The sequence below is a fragment of the Algoriphagus zhangzhouensis genome (assembly GCF_900148515.1).
GTDB lineage: Bacteria > Bacteroidota > Bacteroidia > Cytophagales > Cyclobacteriaceae > Algoriphagus > Algoriphagus zhangzhouensis.
The window spans coordinates 199,045-218,472 of sequence record NZ_FRXN01000002.1; the positions used below are offsets into that span (position 1 = coordinate 199,045).

A 19,428-nucleotide genomic window follows, 5' to 3' on the forward strand; every position below is an offset into this window, starting at 1 on the left:
CTTAGTCCACATTGTCATGCAAGAACCTATTGTTACCTAGGATCTCGTTATCATCAGAGACATTGAACTTGCTGATGTTGTTTTCTGAGCTATGCTCAGGCTCATTCAAAGTCACATTTTTTCTCAAGTAAGCAGGAACTTCCATCTTTTCTTTCAACTCTTCTGGAGTCGGATTGAACGAACGGTTTCCTTTAAGCTTTTCAAATCTCTCATGAGCTCTTTGAATTGCTTTCTGCTTCATTTGCTCGTAGTAATCATTGGCATAAACCGGCTTTGCAGGTTCAGCTTCAACTTTAGCTTCTGGAATCTTTACTTCTTCAGGCTCTTCCTCATACAAATCATGAACGATTTTTTCCTGCTGAACTGGCTTCACTTCAGGCTTTCTCTCTTCGGATTTTCCAAAATCAAAAGTGAAAGAGTTTTGCTTTGGCTGCTCAGCACGTGGAGCAGGAGCTGGTTCTTGAACAGGCTCTGGAGCAGAAGGAGCTGATTGAATCGGGGCTTTTGGAGTATTAAAAACGAATGTTGTCCCGTTACTAATCGGCTCTTCTTTTACTTTCTCAGATTTTCCTGAATCCAAGTTGATCACTGTTTTCACTTCTTCAACTTCTGGTGCTGGAGTCGGCTCAGGCTTTACAGCTTGTACTGGAGCGGGAATGGGTGCAGAAACGGGTTGTGCAGTTGCTTGCTCAGACTGAGCAGAACCAGCCAATTTATCCATCTCGAACCCCGTAGCAATTACGGTTACGCGGATTGCTTTACCCAATTCTTGATCAATACCTTGACCGAAGATGACCTCAGCATTATCACCAGCTTTCTCCTGGATGTACTCAGTGATTTCACTCAATTCGTCCATAGACAATTCCTCATCCTCACCAGACATGATGGAAAGAAGGATTTTCTGAGCTCCTTTGATATCTACATTGTTCAAAAGCGGAGAAGAAATAGCAGCGCCAGCAGCACGTATCGCACGACCTTCGCCTTCTTCAGTAGAAGATCCCATCACTGCAGCTCCGGCATCTTTCATGACTGTTTTCACATCTTCAAAATCCACGTTTACATCTTGGTGGATCGTGATGATCTCAGCGATAGATTTAGCTGCTGTAGTCAAAATATCATCAGCTTTACCAAAAGCAGTTCTAATCGCCAAGTTGCCATAGATTTCTCTCAACTTGTCATTCAAAATTACCAACACTGTATCGCAGCTTTCTCTCAATGACTCGATACCTGCCTGAGCAACTGACATTTTCTTTCTGCCCTCAAACATAAATGGAGCAGTCACGATACCCACGGTAAGGATATTCAATTCCTTGGCGATTTTTGCAATGACAGGAGCAGCACCAGTACCGGTACCACCACCCATACCAGCAGTAATAAATACCATTTTGGTATTGTCTGCCAACAATTCACGAATCTCATCTTGAGACTCGATTGCGGCATTTTTTCCTTGCTCAGGATTTGCACCAGCACCCAAACCTTCGGTAAGGTTGGCACCCAATTGCAAACGAAGAGGAACAGGACTGGATTTCAAGGCTTGAGCATCCGTATTTACTACCACGAACTCTACATCCTTGATTCCTTGGCTAAACATGTGGTTTACGGCATTTGAGCCGCCACCACCTACGCCAATTACCTTGATAATTGACTTTTGATTCTTCGGTAGGTCGAATCTGTAATCTTTCATGTTATCTGACATATTTATTAATTGGTGAATTGTGTTTCATTGTTAAAAAGGGAAAATCAGGGAAATAGAAGACAGCATCTTATATCTCCCCCAATCATAAGCCCTAGTAATTTCCGTCGTCTCCGATGTCATCGTGAATTATGCTTTTCAGCTTGTCACCGATGTTTCGGAAAATATCTTTTGCGTTAAAATCTTTCTTAATAGCTCTAGCCTGTGGAATTGCATTTGCCACACGGCTATTGTAATTGTCCTCTCTGTCGTCCAAAGCTTTGAAGCCTGCCAATACCAACCCAACTGAGGTGGCATACATTGGGCTTTTCACTTCTTCGATCACAGACTTGCCCAAGTGCTCATTGGGATATCCGATACGAGTATCCAATCCAGTCATGTATTCGAAAAGCTGGGAAATAAACTGAAGCTGAGAACCACCACCGGTTATCACTATACCTCCTGCTAATTTCTTGTAATGACCGCTTTGCATGATTTCGTTCTGAACAATCTCAATGATCTCTTCCATTCTTGCTTGAATAATTGAAGCAAGATTTCTGATAGAGATTTCTTTTGGTGGTCTATTTCTCAAACCAGGAATCGACACGATTTCATTTGGATTTGCCTCCTCAGCGATCGCTTTTCCAAATCTGGTTTTCAACAATTCAGCTTGGTTTTGCATCACCATACATCCTTCTTTGATATCCTTGGTGATGATATTTCCTCCCAAAGGAATCACAGCAGTATGACGGATGATGTTTTCATAGAAAATGGCAATATCTGTGGTACCTCCCCCGATATCTACCAGACAAACTCCGGCTTCTTTTTCCTCATCACTCAAAACTGAAAGCGAACTTGCCAAAGGCTCCAGAATCAACTGCTTGGAAGTCAAATCTGCTCTTCTGACACATCTATTGATGTTATTGATCGCGGTAGTTTGTGCGGTGATGATATGGAAATCCGCTTCAAGTCTTGTTCCTGACATCCCAACAGGATCTTTGATTCCACCTTCGTAATCAACGGTGTAATCCTGAGGCATCACGTGAATGATTCTGTTCCCCGGAGGAACCAAAATATTTTCCATTTCTGAGGAAAGTCTTCTCACATCCTCTACAGTGATCTCATCATCAGTTGGAGAACGCATAATGCTTCCGCTTTGGATTTTGCTTTGGATATGCTGGCCAGCAATACCGACAATCACCTCTCCGATTTCCACATCCGCCATTTCAGAAGCATCATCCACAGCTTTCTGAATAGCGTGCACAGTTTTGTCAATATTGGTCACCACACCACGGTCCACTCCGTCAGAGACAGCTTTGCCCATCCCGAGTACTTCGAGTTTTCCGTATTCATTTTTGCGACCGACGATCGCACAAATCTTCGTGGTTCCAATGTCCAGTCCGACGATTAATTTTTCGTTTTCCATATCCAAGCTATTATTCACAAACAATTTGATCCTTAAATTTCACGCTCACCCTACTGTAGGCATCCCATCCTTTGCGGGGTAATATCTCTTTGTAAAAAATCTGGATTCGATCAAACTTGTCTTCCAAGTCCATCGCATTTCCAAACTCTATTATTTGTTTCCCCACCTGCTGATACATTCTGATATCATTGGGTGAGTTCACCTCTAATTCTGTAATCTGAGCTTTCCAAAACTCATCCTCAGTGATGTACTCAATCAGATCCATCAACTCAGGCATTTCCTCCATCACATCCCCTTTTTCCATTAGCTTTTCAGCTTGCTTTCCTTCCAAAATCAACACCCTACTGGTGTATGATTGAGAAGTTGGAATCACTTTCCCTTCAGTGGTGATATATCCATCTGCAGCTAAAGGCCTAGCGATTCTGGCAATTGGTTGATGTTGAGAAATACTCAAATTCAAGATTCCTTTTTGGCCAATTGTCGCCTCCACAGACTTGACAAATGGATGGCCTCCAATTCTATTTTCAATTTCCTTCAAGGGCACTTCTTCCAGCACCAATCCTGCTTTCAGATCGGGAAAAGATGTTTCCAATATCTTTCTGATCTCCTTGTCTTCCACGAAGTACAAACCAGACACTCCACTAATAAAAACCTCAGTTCCCTGGTAGGTCTTGTAATTGCTTTGCTTTTCCACAAAACCAATAAATCCAACCAGCACCAAGCAGAGGACTAGAAAAGCCAATGTCTTTTTCAGATTCGCCTTCTTCATACCTCAGTTGGGTTTAAGCGTGAACGAGTCCATTTTGCAATCCCAGGTACCAATCGATCAATGTCTCCTGCCCCTAATGTCACCAGGACCTCAGGTTGATTTTCTTCGAGATAGACCATGACATTTTCCTTGGAAACCACACCTTTCTTTCCTGACTGGATTTCACCCAAAAGAATTTCTGAGCTCACTCCTTCGATAGGCAACTCTCTAGCTGGATAGATATCCAAAAGCACCACTTCGTCTGCAAGAGATAGGCTTTCCGAGAATCCTTCAGCAAAATCACGAGTTCGGGTAAACAAGTGGGGCTGAAAAACCACCGTCAATTTCTTACCTGGGAACATTGCTATCACCGAGCTCAAACAAGCCCTGATTTCTTCAGGGTGATGAGCATAATCATCGATATAAACCAAGTTGCCTTCGTTGACATGGATCTCAAATCTTCTTTTCACTCCTTTGAAGGATCTGACTCCTTCACGGATTTCATTTTCAGTGAATTGATGATCCAAGCAAACAGCAATAGCAGCTAAAGCATTTTCCACATTGTGGAAGCCAGGAATAAACAATTCCAAACCTTTGATCTCCTTGTCTCCATCGACATAGTCGAATTGGAAGGATCCAGGTCTTGCTTGGATATTTTCAGCTTTAATACCATCAGATCTCAATCCATAGAATCTGGTTTTCTCCAGAGGCAAACTCTTGTTTCCAAGGCGGTAAGCAGCATTGCTTTGGATGTAGAGTTTCCCCTTTTTATCCAAAAGGGCAATGAACTCTCTGAACCCATCCAAAATAGAATCCTCAGTTCCGTAGATGTCCAAATGATCAGGGTCTGCACTAGTCACAATCGCCTCATTTGGATGAAGTCTTAGGAATGAGCGATCAAATTCATCTGCCTCAACCACTACCACGGGCTCGCCCTTTTGAGTATTCAGAATCAAATTGCTTTGATAGTTCTGAGTGATCCCTCCCAAGAAGGCCGTCACTGGCTTACCAGCCGACTTAAACAAATGGGCTACCATGGAAGAAGTGGTCGTTTTCCCATGCGTTCCTGCCACGGCAATGCTGTGGTGAGAAGAGGTTAAGACACCCAATACTTCAGATCTCTTTTTCATTTCGAATCCGTTTGATTCGAAAAAGTTGAGCAATACAGAATTCTTAGGAATAGCAGGTGTCCATACGATCAATACTTTGGAAGCCTCTTCCTTGTATTGGGATGGAACCGTCTCCAAATCATCCTGAAAGCTGATTTGAATTCCTTCATTGATGAGCTCATCAGTCAAAGGCGAAGGAGTCTTATCATATCCAGCCACAGCAAATCCTTCATGGTGGAACCATCTGGCTAAGGCACTCATGCCTATGCCGCCAATTCCGAGGAAATACACGCTATTTTTACCTTTGAAACTCATGCAATCAGGTGCTCTATTTCATTTACTATGGCTTCGGCCGCTAGAGGCTTTGCCAACTTTTTAATATTCTTACCGAGACTTTCTATCAATTCTGGGTTGGAAAGAATCTCGTCTGTTTTTTCTTTTAAATGCCCAACAGCCTCTTTGTCTTTCAACAAAACCGCAGCATCATGAACTACATAAGCCATGGCGTTTTTAGTCTGATGATCTTCGGCCACATTTGGTGATGGAATGAAAATCACCGGCTTCCCGACCAATGAAAGCTCCGAGACTGACAAAGCCCCCGCTCTGGAGATAATGATGTCAGCTGCCGCATATGCCAAATCCATTTCCTTAATGAACTCTCTCAAATGGATATGCTTCAAAGAAGCCTTCTCAGTAGCTTCCAGCATGTCCTTGAAGTAGAACTTTCCAGACTGCCATAGCACCTGATAACCATCTCTATCAAACTCTTTCATATCCCTCAGCATGCCTTGATTAAGGGTTCTAGCTCCCAAAGAGCCACCCAAAACCAAAACAGTTTTGCGCTCTGGATCCAGACCAAAATGTTCAATGGCTTTCTCCCTTTTTCCATCTAGGTGAAGAATGTCCTTTCTTACTGGATTTCCGGTATAAGCTATTCTTTCTTCTGGGAAGAATTGATTCATATCCGGATAGGCAACGCATATTTTCTTAGCTCTTTTAGCCAGGATTTTATTAGTCAATCCCGCATAGGAATTTTGTTCCTGTACGAGAGTTGGTATTTTCTTTCCTTGGGCTGCATAGAGCACAGGTCCACTTGCATAGCCCCCTACTCCAACTACCACATTGGGTTTGAAGTCCTTGACGATATCTGAAGCCTGAGACAAGCTTTTCATCAGCTTAATTGGAAAACTCAGGTTGGCGAAAGTCAACTTTCGCTGAAGTCCTGCTACCGGCAAACCCACAATCTGGTATCCAGCTTCTGGAACTTTTTGCATTTCCATTTTGCCTAAGGCCCCCACAAATAGCACCTCACTTTCAGGATGTTTTTCCTTCCAGGCATTGGCAATAGCAATCGCCGGATAGATATGTCCTCCGGTTCCACCACCACTGATCAAAATGCGATATGTAGATTGCTGTCCTATGATAATGCAGGTTTAAGTTTTGGTCGGTTCATGGCCGAACCAGTTTGTATTTCGTCCTGGTGATCACCTCTACTCACACTGAGAATAATCCCCAATGAGATTCCTGTGAATACCAAGGAAGTTCCTCCCATACTCAAAAGAGGCAAAGGCAAACCCGTGATTGGACCTAGTCCTACAGCTACTGCCATATTGACTAAGGCTTGGATCACCAAAGCAAAGCTGAGCCCTGCGGAAAGTAATCCTCCAAATGCTTTATTCGAATTGGCGACGATTCTCATTCCCCGATAGAGCAAAGCCAAATAGAGAAATAGAACTGTCACTCCTCCAACCATTCCATATTCCTCAATGATGATCGCATAGATGAAATCTGAGTATGGGTGAGGCAATGAATTTCTTTGTTCAGAATTTCCAGGACCTTTTCCGGTTACACCACCTGTTGCAATAGCGATGTAAGATTGCTCGGCTTGGAAAGGGATCTCGTCCTTATCCATAAAGGATTCTATTCTGGATCTGAAAGTCCCACCTCTTTGTCCCAAGAATACCGCGGAGGTCAATCCCAAAACACCAACCATGACTACGATCACCAAATATTTCATTGGAACTCGACCGATGAACATGATCAGCAAGCAGGTAGAAAGCAACAAAATTGCCGTGGACATATTCGCCAAAGCGATCAACAAGCTGATGATCCCGATTGCGATAATGATTGGCAGGAAGGTGCTTTTGAAATCCTTGATGTTGTTTTGGCGTCTGGCAAGCATGGCTGCCAAAGCAGCGATCAATGCAAGCTTTGCCAAATCAGAAGGCTGGAATGCCTGATTGATCACAGGAATAGTCAACCAACGATTGGCCTCATTGATATTGGAGCCAAATAGGTAGGTCACCAACAACAATGGCATGCTGATATACATAGCCAAACGAGCATAAAGCGCATAGTTTTTATACGGAACTTTATGTGCCAGCCACATCACGAAAAGCGATACAAACACCAAAGACGCATGTCTGAACAAATACAATTCAGTATTGCCTCCAGCATATTTATAGGCCAATGAGCCGGTCGCGGAATACACCACCAGGATACTGAAAAGAGAAAGCAAGATCACGATGCCCCAAATAATCGGGTCACCCTTGAAATGCTCATCTATCCATGTTTTAAACTGACTCATGCGCTTACTTCTAATTTTAATCCCTGTACTGCGGATCGAAACTGATTTCCGCGGTCCTCATAATTTTTGAACAAGTCAAAACTTGCACAAGCTGGCGATAACAAAACCGTATCACCTGCCTCTCCCATATCCAATCCCCACCGAACTGCCTCAGCAATCTTTTGGGTTTCTCGGATTTCGGAAATAGATCCTGAGAAAGCTTTTTTCAGCTTCTCATTGTCTTTTCCCAAACAGATCAATGCCTTAACCTTTCCATTGGTCTCTGGCAAAAGCACTGAATAATCATTTCCTTTATCTACTCCACCAGCGATCCAAATCAATGGATTCTGGAAACTGCCCAAAGCATAATAAGTAGCTTCTACATTGGTACCTTTACTGTCATTGATGAAGTTTACTCCATTGATTTCGCCAACAGGTTCCATTCTATGAGGAGCATTTTTGAAAGTTTTCAACCCTTCCAAAAGCTGACCTTCATTCACTCCAGCCAAAACAGCTGCGGTGCTTGCGAAAAGCGTATTCAGCACATTATGCTTTCCTTTCAAAGGCAAAGCCGATTCAGGAATAGAAACTTTCTTTCCATTCACTTGAACCATCAAAGTTTCTCCTTCCAAAAAAGCTCCATTTTCCGATGGACCTTCCAAGGAAACCGGGAGCATCTGAGCTTTTAATTTGACCGAATCGAATCCTTTCAAACTGATAGGATCTTCCTTGTAATACACTGCGAAATCATCCTTGAGCTGGTTTTTGAACAAGCTCAATTTGGATAGCATGTACTTTTCAACTTGGTAGTCATAGCGATCCAAATGATCTGGAGTAATATTGGTCAGCATTCCAATGGTTGGTCGGAAAGAAATCATTCCATCAATCTGGAAGCTGCTACACTCCAAGACCCACCAATTATGATCTTGATCGACTAATTGTGCAGCCCAGCTTTGACCAACATTTCCTGCCAAACCCACATCCAATCCTGCTTCTTTCATCAAGTGATAAGTCAGCAAAGTGGTGGTGGTTTTCCCGTTGGTTCCGGTAATCGCTATCACTTTTCCCTTGGAGAATCTGGATGCAAATTCCAACTCATCGATCACAGCAATTCCTTCCTGAATTGCTTTTTGTATCAAAGAAGCCTTCTCGGGAATACCTGGGCTCTTGATAATCAAATCAGAATGAAGCACCTTTTCTTCTGTATGCTTTCCCTCCTCAAAATCTATCCCCTCAGCTTGCAAACGCACCTTTCTGGATTCAGAAATAACTCCTGCATCCGTTACAAAAACAGCATAGCCTTCCTTTTTTGCGAGCAATGCTGCTCCCAATCCACTCTCTCCGGCTCCTATGATGGCTACGCGCTTCATTTTATCTCAACTTCAAGGTTGCAAGGGTCATGACTGCCAATAGAATCCCCACAATCCAAAATCTTGTCACGATTTTGGCTTCCGGGATATTCTTTTTCTGATAATGATGATGTAAAGGTGACATCAGGAAAATCCGTCTGCCCTCTCCATATTTTTTCTTTGTGTATTTGAAATAGCTGACTTGGAGAATCACACTGACATTTTCGATTACGAAAACCCCACACATGATCGGGATCAATAATTCTTTGCGGAGTGTCAAGGCCAATACAGCAATCACTCCACCCAACATCAAAGACCCTGTGTCTCCCATGAAAACTTGGGCTGGGTAAGCATTGTACCACAAGAAACCGATACAAGCTCCGATAAATGCTGCAGCAAAAATCACCAACTCACCAGAACCTGGGATGTACATGATGTTGAGGTATTGGGAGAAAATCGCATTACCACTCAAATAGGCAAAAATCGCAATTGTCAAGCCTATAATAGCCGATGTCCCTGCTGCCAAACCATCTATCCCATCCGTTATATTTGCACCATTCGATACAGCAGTGATAATAAAAATCACCACCAAAATGTATAGAACGGGAGTCATAGCTTCACCCATAAAACCTAGGATAGTTTCATAGTTCAGCTCATTATTTTTGACAAAAGGAATGGTAGTCTTAGCAATTTTCACATCTTGGTAAGCAGGAGTTTCAATTACACCTTCCTCGATAGAAACAGGATTTTGAAACTCACGAATCACCACATCTTCATGAAAATAAAGTGTTGCCCCAACGATTACACCGATACCGATCTGACCAATGATCTTAAATCGACCAGCTAGTCCTTCTTTATTCTTTTTGAAAACCTTTATGTAATCATCCAGGAATCCTATTCCGCCCAACCAAACTGTAGACACCAACAGAAGGATGATATAGATATTATCTAGATCTCCGAAAAGAAGAGTAGGAATCAAAATCGCAGCTATGATCATCAATCCACCCATGGTAGGAGTTCCCTTCTTTTGGCTTTGGCCCTCCAAACCCAAATCACGGACTGTCTCACCAATCTGCTTGTTTCTGATCCAAGCGATGATTTTGTGCCCGAAAGTTATGGTGATGATCAAGGATAGAACCGCAGCCATCCCAGCTCGGAACGAAATGTATCTGAACACCCCAGCACCTGGGATATCCAACACTCCGTCTAAGTAGTCAAAAATGGGGTACAACATTTTAGCTTTGGTTCAATTCAGTTAAAAACTCGGTTACTACTTCAGCATCATCGAAATGATGCTTTACTCCTTTGATTTCTTGGTAATCTTCATGTCCTTTTCCTGCCACTAGAATGATATCTCCCGGCTGGGAAAGCATGCAGGCAGTTCGAATAGCCTCTTTTCGATCTACAATTGTCAAAGTCTTTCTTCGCTCAGTCGGCCCAACACCGGCTTGCATATCTTTTAAAATCTCCTCCGGATCCTCAAATCGAGGATTGTCAGAAGTCAAAATCGCTTTATCACTTTCCTGCACAGCCATTTTGGCCATGATAGGACGTTTGGTTTTATCTCTATTTCCGCCGCAACCCACAACAGTAATCAATTGCTCCCCGCCGGTTCTCACTCCGTTTATCGTTTTCAAAACATTATCCAAGGCATCAGGGGTATGGGCATAATCCACGATGGCAGTAATTCCACCAATAGAAATCCTATCAAATCTTCCTTTTGCTCCTCGAATACTAGAAAGTGTCGTCAACACCTCTTCTTCATCTTCTCCCAAAAGAATCGCTGTCCCCAGTACTCCCAAAAGATTGTAGGCATTGAAAGCTCCGATCAATCGGAACCAAACCAGCTTGCCATTAATATCCAGCTCCAATCCTTCTAGCGTATTGGAAATGATTTTCGCTTTGAAATCAGCCGGAGACTTTAATGCAAATGTCTGATGGTTGGCTTTGCAGTTTTGAAGCATCACCATCCCTCTTTTGTCATCAGAATTGACTAGCGCAAAAGCATCTTTTGGCAGATCATCAAATAGCTTTTTCTTAGCCTTGATGTATTCATCAAAAGTCTTGTGATAGTCAAGATGATCATGGGAAATATTGGTAAAAACCGCTCCAGCAAGCTTCAACCCAGCAATTCTTTCCTGCACAATCGCATGAGAACTAGCCTCCATAAAACAATGAGTACATCCTACATCCACCATTTTGCGAAGCAAAGCCTGAACACTTACAGCATCAGGAGTGGTATGTGTAGCAGGAATTACTTCCTCATTGATTTTATTCTCAACCGTAGAAAGCAAGCCCGTGCTATAGCCCATTGCAATGAACAACTGATGCAAAAGAGTCGCGGTCGTTGTCTTCCCATTGGTACCTGTGATTGCTACAACTTGGATTTCATCAGAAGGATTTCCATAATAATTGGAAGCCATAATCCCCAATGCTTTCGCAGAATCTCCAACCTGAACCCAGGTTATACCTTCTTTCAAGTTTTCGGGAAGATCCTCACAGACTATGGCAGCCGCTCCTTTTTCCAAAGCTGCATCGATGTAGTCATGTCCGTTCACTTGCGTACCTGCAATGGCCACAAATGCAGAACCTTCCTCCACTTTGCGACTGTCGAAGACGATATTCTTCACATCAACTTCCATGTCGCCAGAGGTCGAAACCAATGATACTTTATACAATATGTCCTTCAGCACTTTCATCAACCTAGCACGAGATTTATAGTAGTTGTATTGGAAGAAAGCTTGGTTCCAGGATTAATTGACTGCTGCTTAACCAAACCCTTTCCACGGTAATTCACTTTGATTCCTTTATTCTCCAAAATGAACAAAGCATCCCTGAGCGGGAGACCTGAAACATCCGGAACAATTGGGGTATCCATGTTATTTTCTTTCCACACAATCTTATCCTCAGTGGCAAGGGTTTTAACCCACTCTTCTGCCTGAGTTGGATTTGCTTTCACTCCCAACTCCTCCAAAATCTGATGGATTTCTTCGGCCTTACCAGCTTTTACATAAGGTACTTTTTCCTTTGAAGCGTCGGCTCTAAGAATCTGTCCCTCACTTGTAGGATTCAATTCCAAATCCAAAGCGTAGATGCGATCAGCAATTTCTTTGAAAACTGGGGCAGAAACATCTCCTCCATAGGCCGCATATCCATTTGGATTATCGATCACTACAATCATGGAATACTTCGGTCTGTCCGCAGGAAAATATCCAGCAAAACTAGTGTAGTACTTTTGTGTATACCGACCATCGATCAGCTTCTGAGCTGTTCCGGTTTTACCTGCTATTTTGTAATCAGCATCTGCAATATTTCTTGCAGTCCCATTATCCACTACTCCAACCAGCAATTCCTGAAGGTTTTTAATGGTCTTTTCGGAAGCAATTCTCTTTCTGACAACTTCAGTATCAAATTCCTCTTCTATTGACTTTCCTTTTACAATCGCTTTGACGATGTATGGTTTTACCATCTCTCCATCATTTGCGACAGCATTGTAGAGCGCTAGGGTATGAAGTGGGTTCAATTTGATTTCATAACCAATAGAAATCCATGGAAGAGAGGTACCGTACCACTCCTTGGTTCCAGGCTTTTTGAAATAAGGCTTTCCTTCACCTGCTAATTGGAAACCGAGAGGTTCATTCAATCCGACTTTTTCCACATAAGCCATGAATTTGGAAGGGCTAGAACCAAAATTTTCATCCACCAATTTGGAAATGGCGACATTCGAAGATTTTTCAAAAGCCTCACGAACAGTAAGCGTTCCATAACCACCACGCTTGGCATCGGTCATCGTTCTGTCATAGAACTTGTGAGATCCAGTTCCCGTCTCAACCTTTTGCTCCAAACTGACCTTGTTCTCTTCCAAAAGCGCCAACATGGAGAGCAATTTGAAAGTAGATCCAGGTTCTGTATTTCCTTGGTCACCGATTGCGAAATTGTAGTTTTCACCATATCCACGACCATTCTTATTTCTCTGCAAATTGGCAATCGCCTTAATCTCACCAGTTTTCACTTCCATCACGATTACTGATCCAAATGCAGCTTCTCGCTTTTCCAACTGATGAAGCAAAGCAGTTTCAGCTACATCCTGAATATTGACATCCAAAGTGGTCACCACATCATAGCCATCCTCAGGCTTTACATCCTCAGCATCAAAAACAGGTTTCCAGCTTCCCCCGGCCAATCTTTGAAACAAAGCTTTTCCATCCTGTCCTTGCAGATATTCATTGAAACTGTACTCGATTCCAGCTCCGTATTCGTTTTCATTCAAAAAACCGACAGTTCGGCTAGCCAAAGAATTGAAAGGTCTATAGCGCTTTTCAACTTTTTCAAACAAAACACCTCCACCCAAACGGCCATCTCTGAAAATTGGCCAATTGGACATCTGTTGCATGTCCTGATATCCGATCTGCTTTCTATTCAACACCAAATACCGCTTGCTATCTCGTCTAGCATCAGTAATCATTCTTTTGTAGGCAGTAGCAGATTTGTCTTTGTAAAAGCCAGAAAGCAAACGAGCCAAAGAATCAATCCCTGCATTATACTTTTCGGACTTGGCAATCATAGGGTCCATCGCCACTCGGTAGAAAGGCAAGCTGGTAGCCAACAAACTACCATCTCCCGCATAGATATTCCCGCGCGTAGCAGGAACTTCACGATACTGGAAATTGACAGTTTCAGCTTTAGCGCGCCATTTATCCCCTTCTTCGAATTGGATTTTGGCAATACGAAGCGGTATCGCTGCTGTCGCAAGCGCAATCAGGATAAAAACTATCCTTACTCTTAGCACTATGGAACGCTTGATATTCACTCGTCTACTTCTATTTTGATGGGAGGCTCATTCAATTCAATGATTCCCTGATTTGCTACTTTTTTTGCCAATTCAGACTGCATGGAGCTAAGCATGTACTCAGCCTCCAACGTTGTCACATCTGCCCTTAGGTCTTCTACTTCCTGCTGGGCCTTTTCTATTTTCCGGACCATATTTTCGGCCCGGTGATTACTCCATATATATATAAGTGCGAGTAACACGATAAAACCAACCGGCGGAACAAGCTGCACAGGCACGCCTTCCCCCAATACTTTGGTGATATCGAGCTTTTCCTCTATCCAAGAAAAAATAGTCTTTCTAGGCCCGGTACTTTTGGGCTTATTTCCAGACTTCAGTTTTTTCTTAAATGTATTCTGACTCATTTCCCTACTTTCTTTGCCACCCTCAACTTTGCACTTCTCGCTCTTGGGTTTGCCGCGATCTCTTCTGCATCTGCCACAATCGCACCACGACTCACCGGCTCCAACGGACGAATAGGATTTCCGTAAAAATCCTTTTCCAACTCCCCTTGGAATTTTCCTTTTTGGATCAGGTTTTTCACCAAGCGATCCTCCAAGCTGTGATAGCTCATCACTACCAATCGGCCCTCAGGCTTCAACAATTCCACAGCGCCTAAAAGCATTTCCTCTAGCGCAGCCATTTCATCATTCACTTCAATTCTCAAGGCCTGAAAGACCTGAGCGAAATATTTAAACTCCTTACCACGAGGAGCGTACTTTTTCAAAAAAGCCGTAAACCCTTCTGTTGTAGAAAAAGGCTTAGAGGATCTTTCAGAGACAATTGCCTGAGCCAATGTCTTTGCATTTTTCACTTCTCCGTAGATTCCGAAAATCTTATGAAGCTTTACTTCCTCGTAAGTATTCAGCACTTCTTTGGCCGAAATCTCAGCTGTTTGATTCATCCTCATATCCAGATCTCCGCTGAACCTGGTAGAAAAACCACGGGTCGGCTCATCAATCTGATGGGAAGAAATCCCCAAATCGGCGAGAATCCCATCTACTTTTTTCACCCCGTATAGGCGAAGGTATTTTTTGATATCCCTGAAATTCGCCGCCACAAAAGTGAAGTTTGGGTTCTCTGGGATATTTGCCTCAGCATCCTGATCTTGATCAAAGCCATACAAATGGCCTTTATCCAAATGCTTCAGGATTTCTTTGGAATGGCCACCGCCACCAAAGGTCACATCGACGTATGTACCGTTTGGGTCAATAGCCAAGCCGTCAGTGCATTGGGCAAGCATCACTGGGATATGGTAAACAGACTCTGTCATAGCTTTAGGAGAGATACTTTTCCATTAGGCTGGACATGTCCGCCGGATCGATGATATTATTCAGATAATTTTCCGGATTCCAGATTTCGATTCGACTTCCCATTCCCACTACTACCACTTCCTTTTCCAGCCCGGCATATGTTTGATAAAGCTTGGGAATCAAAAGTCTTCCGGAATTGTCCAGTTCCACATCCACACTTGTGATGAAAAATGCCCTCTGCAATTTTCTCTGCTCGGGATTATTGATGGACAAAGCCTTGATCTGATTCTCCAGCTTTTTGAACTCGACCATTGGATAAAGCGCAAGACATTTGTCTTCGGCCATGCGGAGCATGAGCGTAGTGCCATTAGCCTCCGGAATCGCCGACTTGATTTTAGACGGCAGCACCAGACGACCCTTTGGATCCAGCTTACATTCGTACTGACTGTTGAACATTTCCTTGACGCGCTTTTTGACGAGTTTCTAGTAAAGACAAAAGTAATAAAATGCTTTGCACATTCTACCACTTTCCCCCACTTTTTCCCACTTTGTCTTAAAAGTAGCTAAAAGAATCAACGAAGCCAATATTTGATTTATTTTTTACAAGATTTTTTTGCTGAAAGTCAGGGGGTTAGAAAAGTATTCTCATTTACTCAAAAAATGCGTTTTCAGCGAATTTGAAGGGATTTTAGAAATTGAAAATCAAATTCAAATAATTCCAATTTCTATTTTTCCAAAAAAGTGGGGCGATTTCCCGTGATTTTTCAAAATCAACAAAATTGATTTCCCATTCACATCTATGAATTTGATTTTTCTACAACAAAAAAGCTCCGACCACAGGCCGGAGCTTTTTTGAAGGCATCAACACACAATTAATTATCGTTAGTATTTTCATTCTGATTTTTCTTGAATTCAGCTTCTACTTTCTTTCTGAACTCATCTAATTTCTCAGCATTTTCTTTTTGCCAAACCTCCATTTTTCTCTGGAACTCTTCGATTTTTGGCTGCTGAGACTCTTGCCATGCTTTCATTTTAGCTTCAAACTCCTTCATCTTAGGTTCTTGAGCCTCTTGCCAAGATTTCATTTTTGCCTCCCACTCTTTCATTCGAGGCTCATTTTCCTTCTCCCAGGCCTTCATCTTTTCCTCAAACTCCTTCATCTTAGGCTCGTTAGCTTTTTCCCAAGCTTTCATCTTGGCTTCGAATTCCTTCATTCTAGGCTCATTCTCCTTTTCCCAAGCCTTCATTTTTGCCTCAAACTCTTTCATTTTTGGCTCAAAGTTTCTTTTCCATTCCTCTGCTTTTCTCTCAATTTCAGCAGCTCTTAACTTCATATCTTTCTTCCACTTTTCCTTCTCAGCTTTTGTCATTCCGACAGTGTCTTGGTGGAATTCGCTCCAGTCCATATCCTCAAACTCCCAGAAACCATCCATTCCTTCAAATTCTATTGGAGGCATTGGAGCCATCTCAAATTCCACAGTTGGAACTGGGGCCATTTCAAAATTCATTTCAGGCATTGGAGCCATCTCGAACTCCATTTCTGGAGCCTCCATAAAAAACTCCATTTCAGGCGCTTCTGCCAATTCAAGAGTAGGCATGGTGCTGAAATTAAAATCAGGACCATTCTTGAAAAAGAAAGCTGAATTTCCTTTCAAAATCACAGTGTCTTTCCCTGAAATCAAGGTATCTCCTTTGATTCTGTATTCATACTTTCCTTTCTCTCCACCTTTGATTACATAGGTATCTCCATCTTCTGTGGACCAGATCATAGGCTCTTCACCTTCTACGTGAATCACCTTTTTTTCTTTCTTTACAGTGTCAGTTTGGGTGATAGAAACGATTGCTGCTTTCTTTTTAACAGGATCCAGATAACCCAAATCAGGGTTTTCCAAAGTAACATCTAAAGCAAAGGCTTCATCTAAAGTTGGGGCATCTTGTTGAGCACTGGCTATCAAGCCGGCACTGAATATGAGTGTTAGTAGCATGGGTATTGAAATAATAGGGTTTTGTGGATAAGTCTGGGCTGGCATGCCCATGATTCTTTTAATTCGATTTAAAGTCGGATTTCGCTTTTTACCAGCTGCTAAAGCTAATTCTGGTGGATTTTGCTGTGCAAAATTCAGAACTTCGGCCAAGCTATAAGCCAATACTTTTGGTGCGATTCCAGTGGAAACAGCCAAATCATCAGCTGCATTTTCTCTTAATTCTTTCACTGTCTGATTGATCCACCAGAAGCAAGGATGGTAGAAGAAAACCACCTCCAAAGAAGACTGAATAAGATTGATCAAATAGTCATTTCTCTTCACATGCGCTAGTTCGTGGGCGATAATTGCCTCCAATTGCGCAGGACTCAAATGGAAAATCAAACCTGCTGGAATCAGAATAATGGGTTTCAAAAAGCCAAACGTCACAGGAGAAAGTCCATGGTGAGTAACCTTTAATTGGACTGCTTTGGAAATTCCAAAACGAGAACTGATCTCTTCCAATTTTTTCAATAAATCAACTTGCTCACAAGGAGTGCTCGTGTTTTTCAAGCCTTTGATTTCGGAAAGCGAATTGAAAAGACGGAACAGGAATAAAACCGCTCCTACAAACCAAAAATTAACTAATAATGGAAGCTGAATTTCTATCCAATTGATCAAGGACTCGACGAAACTCTGACTTTCTGCAGGACCTTCTACAAAAAATGGCTGAGTCCAATTTTCAAATGCAACAGCTGCACCTGAGCTACTAGGCAAAATAGAGAGCTCATAGATCAATGTTGCCGAAGCTGCAACAAAACTAAGTCCTAAAGCCCCTAAAGCGATTTTGTATTTGAAATCGGGGCTCCTTTTGGAAAATATTTTTAGGCTAAGCCAAAGGAATGCAGCAATGATTACTAGCTGCCAAATGCTATGCACCAAGGTCCAACCTAGTGCCTGAAGCAAGTTTTCGGAAATCCAATCATTCAAAAGGTTCATGACTGTTTATTTTCAAGTTGGTCTAAAAAAGCGCGGATTTCATCCAATTCTTCTTTGGATGGATTGTCTTGGCCCAAGGCCTGCATCACCAGGGATTTGGAAGAACCTCCAAATGCGGTAGCCATCAGATTTTTGATCAAAGATTTCTGTGTATCATTCTTCTTCGCCACAGGTCTGTAGATATGAGTCCGACTTTGCTCATCTCGAGTTAGCATTCCTTTCGAATACATGATCTGCATGATTTTCAAAGTGGTGGTATAGCCCGTCTCTTTGGTTTCTGAAAGTTTTTCATGAACCTGACGAACGCTCGCCTCACCCATTTCCCATAGGTAGGACAAAATCTCTAATTCTGCTTCTGTTGGTTTGCTCATGGCTGGTTATACGACATCTTTCGTACAAAGTTATACGAAGACCATCGTAATATCAAAACATCTACGAAATAAATCGTATTAAAAAGTGTTAAATGACAGATTATGAGATAGAAGACTTATGAAAAATATAATCGATCAAATTTTTAGAGAGTTGAAAAGTTATAAGTGGCAAGGTTGCAAGGTTCAAATGCTGAAAGTTTCAATTGTACCCAACAGTTATCCCGATTGCTTAAAGGCTAGACGGCAATTCAATCTCTTCTCTTGGCTCTTGGCTCTTTAATCTTGGTTCTTAAATCTAGGTTCTTGATACTTGATTCTAATTTCTCAGTTCTCCCATCTTATATTGAACCTTTTTCTTCTTAAAACCTTTATCCACTTTATGTGTTTAGTAGCATTTTCCTGGAAACATGACTCTCAATTTCCTTTGGTCATATCAGCCAATCGGGATGAGTTTTTTGATCGTCCTACTTCTGCTCTCCATTTATGGGAAGAGGGTTTTTACGCTGGAAAAGACCTGAAAAGCGGCGGAACCTGGATGGGTTTCAATCCCAATGGAAGATGGTCTCTTTTGACGAACTATAGAGATTTCAGAAATATTGGAAATGGTCAAATCAGCAGAGGGAAGCTGGTTCAAAACTTCCTTGAAGACACTATTTCCCCCAAGAAATACCTATCTGAAGTCCAAAAAGACAAATCCCTTTATGAAGGTTTCAATCTTTTGGTTTCGGATGGAGAAGAACTTTGGTATTACAGTAATTATGGAAGAGATATCCAAGAAATCGAACCAGGAATCCATGGATTAAGCAATGGCTTGATCAATGCAGAGTGGCCAAAAATTGACCTTGCAAAAAGTCAGATTCGTCAGGTAATGGAGAAAGAACCACTCGAGGAAGATTTGCTTCAGATCCTTAAGTCCACACAAACCTATCCTTTGGAAATGCTTCCTGATACAGGAGCGCCAAAAGAACTGGAAAAGGCACTTTCTGCTCAATTGATTCGATCCAATGGGAATTATGGAACGGTATCGGCCACGGCTGTTCTTTTAAATAAGAATCAAGAGCTCAGCATAAAAGAAAGACGATTTGAATGGGATTATGCTAATTTTAAAGACACAAACGCTCAGTTTCAAACCTATTAGAAAATACG

Annotated in this window: 16 protein-coding genes; 1 reads left to right on the plus strand and 15 read right to left on the minus strand. The window is 42.2% G+C overall.

Annotation, left to right across the window (positions count from 1 at the left end):
- Window position 1 precedes the first annotated feature (1 nt).
- The 15 genes from ftsZ to BUF13_RS06890 all read right to left on the minus strand — a co-directional run bounded on the left by ftsZ (window position 2) and on the right by BUF13_RS06890 (window position 18,282).
- On the minus strand, window positions 2-1,684 hold the full coding sequence (gene ftsZ / locus BUF13_RS06820) for a cell division protein FtsZ (protein WP_073571700.1): 1,683 nt from the start codon (window positions 1,682-1,684) through the stop codon (window positions 2-4).
- 103 nt (window positions 1,685-1,787) lie between these two features.
- Window positions 1,788-3,098 (minus strand): cell division protein FtsA, encoded by a 1,311-nt coding sequence (gene ftsA, locus BUF13_RS06825; RefSeq protein ID WP_073571701.1) that lies wholly within the window; start codon window positions 3,096-3,098, stop codon window positions 1,788-1,790.
- A gap of 10 nt (window positions 3,099-3,108) precedes the next feature.
- On the minus strand, window positions 3,109-3,867 hold the full coding sequence (locus tag BUF13_RS06830; protein ID WP_073571034.1) for a cell division protein FtsQ/DivIB: 759 nt from the start codon (window positions 3,865-3,867) through the stop codon (window positions 3,109-3,111).
- Window positions 3,864-5,270 (minus strand): UDP-N-acetylmuramate--L-alanine ligase, encoded by a 1,407-nt coding sequence (gene murC, locus BUF13_RS06835; RefSeq protein WP_073571035.1) that lies wholly within the window; start codon window positions 5,268-5,270, stop codon window positions 3,864-3,866. The genes BUF13_RS06830 and murC overlap by 4 nt, the downstream gene beginning before the upstream one ends.
- Complete coding sequence (gene murG, locus BUF13_RS06840; protein WP_073571036.1) at window positions 5,267-6,349, minus strand: undecaprenyldiphospho-muramoylpentapeptide beta-N-acetylglucosaminyltransferase; 1,083 nt, start codon at window positions 6,347-6,349, stop codon at window positions 5,267-5,269. The genes murC and murG overlap by 4 nt, the downstream gene beginning before the upstream one ends.
- 23 nt (window positions 6,350-6,372) lie before the next feature.
- Complete coding sequence (locus BUF13_RS06845) at window positions 6,373-7,542, minus strand: FtsW/RodA/SpoVE family cell cycle protein (RefSeq protein ID WP_073571037.1); 1,170 nt, start codon at window positions 7,540-7,542, stop codon at window positions 6,373-6,375.
- On the minus strand, window positions 7,539-8,891 hold the full coding sequence (murD, locus tag BUF13_RS06850) for a UDP-N-acetylmuramoyl-L-alanine--D-glutamate ligase (RefSeq protein ID WP_073571038.1): 1,353 nt from the start codon (window positions 8,889-8,891) through the stop codon (window positions 7,539-7,541). Before murD ends, BUF13_RS06845 begins: the two co-directional genes overlap by 4 nt.
- A 1-nt stretch (window position 8,892) precedes the next feature.
- The gene (gene mraY / locus BUF13_RS06855; protein WP_073571039.1) at window positions 8,893-10,104 is read right to left on the minus strand and encodes a phospho-N-acetylmuramoyl-pentapeptide-transferase; all 1,212 of its coding nucleotides are present in this window, start codon (window positions 10,102-10,104) and stop codon (window positions 8,893-8,895) included.
- A 1-nt stretch (window position 10,105) separates the two neighbouring features.
- Window positions 10,106-11,569 (minus strand): UDP-N-acetylmuramoyl-L-alanyl-D-glutamate--2,6-diaminopimelate ligase, encoded by a 1,464-nt coding sequence (locus tag BUF13_RS06860; protein ID WP_073571040.1) that lies wholly within the window; start codon window positions 11,567-11,569, stop codon window positions 10,106-10,108.
- A complete protein-coding gene (locus tag BUF13_RS06865) occupies window positions 11,569-13,680 on the minus strand; it encodes a penicillin-binding protein (RefSeq protein ID WP_073571041.1) in 2,112 nt (703 codons plus the stop codon). The genes BUF13_RS06860 and BUF13_RS06865 overlap by 1 nt, the downstream gene beginning before the upstream one ends.
- On the minus strand, window positions 13,677-14,063 hold the full coding sequence (locus BUF13_RS06870) for an FtsL-like putative cell division protein (protein WP_073571042.1): 387 nt from the start codon (window positions 14,061-14,063) through the stop codon (window positions 13,677-13,679). The genes BUF13_RS06865 and BUF13_RS06870 overlap by 4 nt, the downstream gene beginning before the upstream one ends.
- Complete coding sequence (gene rsmH, locus BUF13_RS06875; protein ID WP_073571043.1) at window positions 14,060-14,971, minus strand: 16S rRNA (cytosine(1402)-N(4))-methyltransferase RsmH; 912 nt, start codon at window positions 14,969-14,971, stop codon at window positions 14,060-14,062. The genes BUF13_RS06870 and rsmH overlap by 4 nt, the downstream gene beginning before the upstream one ends.
- 4 nt (window positions 14,972-14,975) lie before the next feature.
- The gene (gene mraZ / locus BUF13_RS06880) at window positions 14,976-15,407 is read right to left on the minus strand and encodes a division/cell wall cluster transcriptional repressor MraZ (RefSeq protein ID WP_073571044.1); all 432 of its coding nucleotides are present in this window, start codon (window positions 15,405-15,407) and stop codon (window positions 14,976-14,978) included.
- Between the two features lie 416 nt (window positions 15,408-15,823).
- Complete coding sequence (locus tag BUF13_RS06885) at window positions 15,824-17,911, minus strand: M56 family metallopeptidase (protein ID WP_073571045.1); 2,088 nt, start codon at window positions 17,909-17,911, stop codon at window positions 15,824-15,826.
- Entirely contained in the window at window positions 17,908-18,282 is a 375-nt protein-coding gene (locus BUF13_RS06890; protein ID WP_073571046.1) for a BlaI/MecI/CopY family transcriptional regulator, read from the minus strand. Before BUF13_RS06890 ends, BUF13_RS06885 begins: the two co-directional genes overlap by 4 nt.
- A 379-nt stretch (window positions 18,283-18,661) precedes the next feature.
- Here BUF13_RS06890 and BUF13_RS06895 point away from each other — a divergent pair, with 379 nt between their 5' ends.
- On the plus strand, window positions 18,662-19,420 hold the full coding sequence (locus BUF13_RS06895; protein ID WP_073571047.1) for an NRDE family protein: 759 nt from the start codon (window positions 18,662-18,664) through the stop codon (window positions 19,418-19,420).
- Window positions 19,421-19,428: the final 8 nt, after the last annotated feature.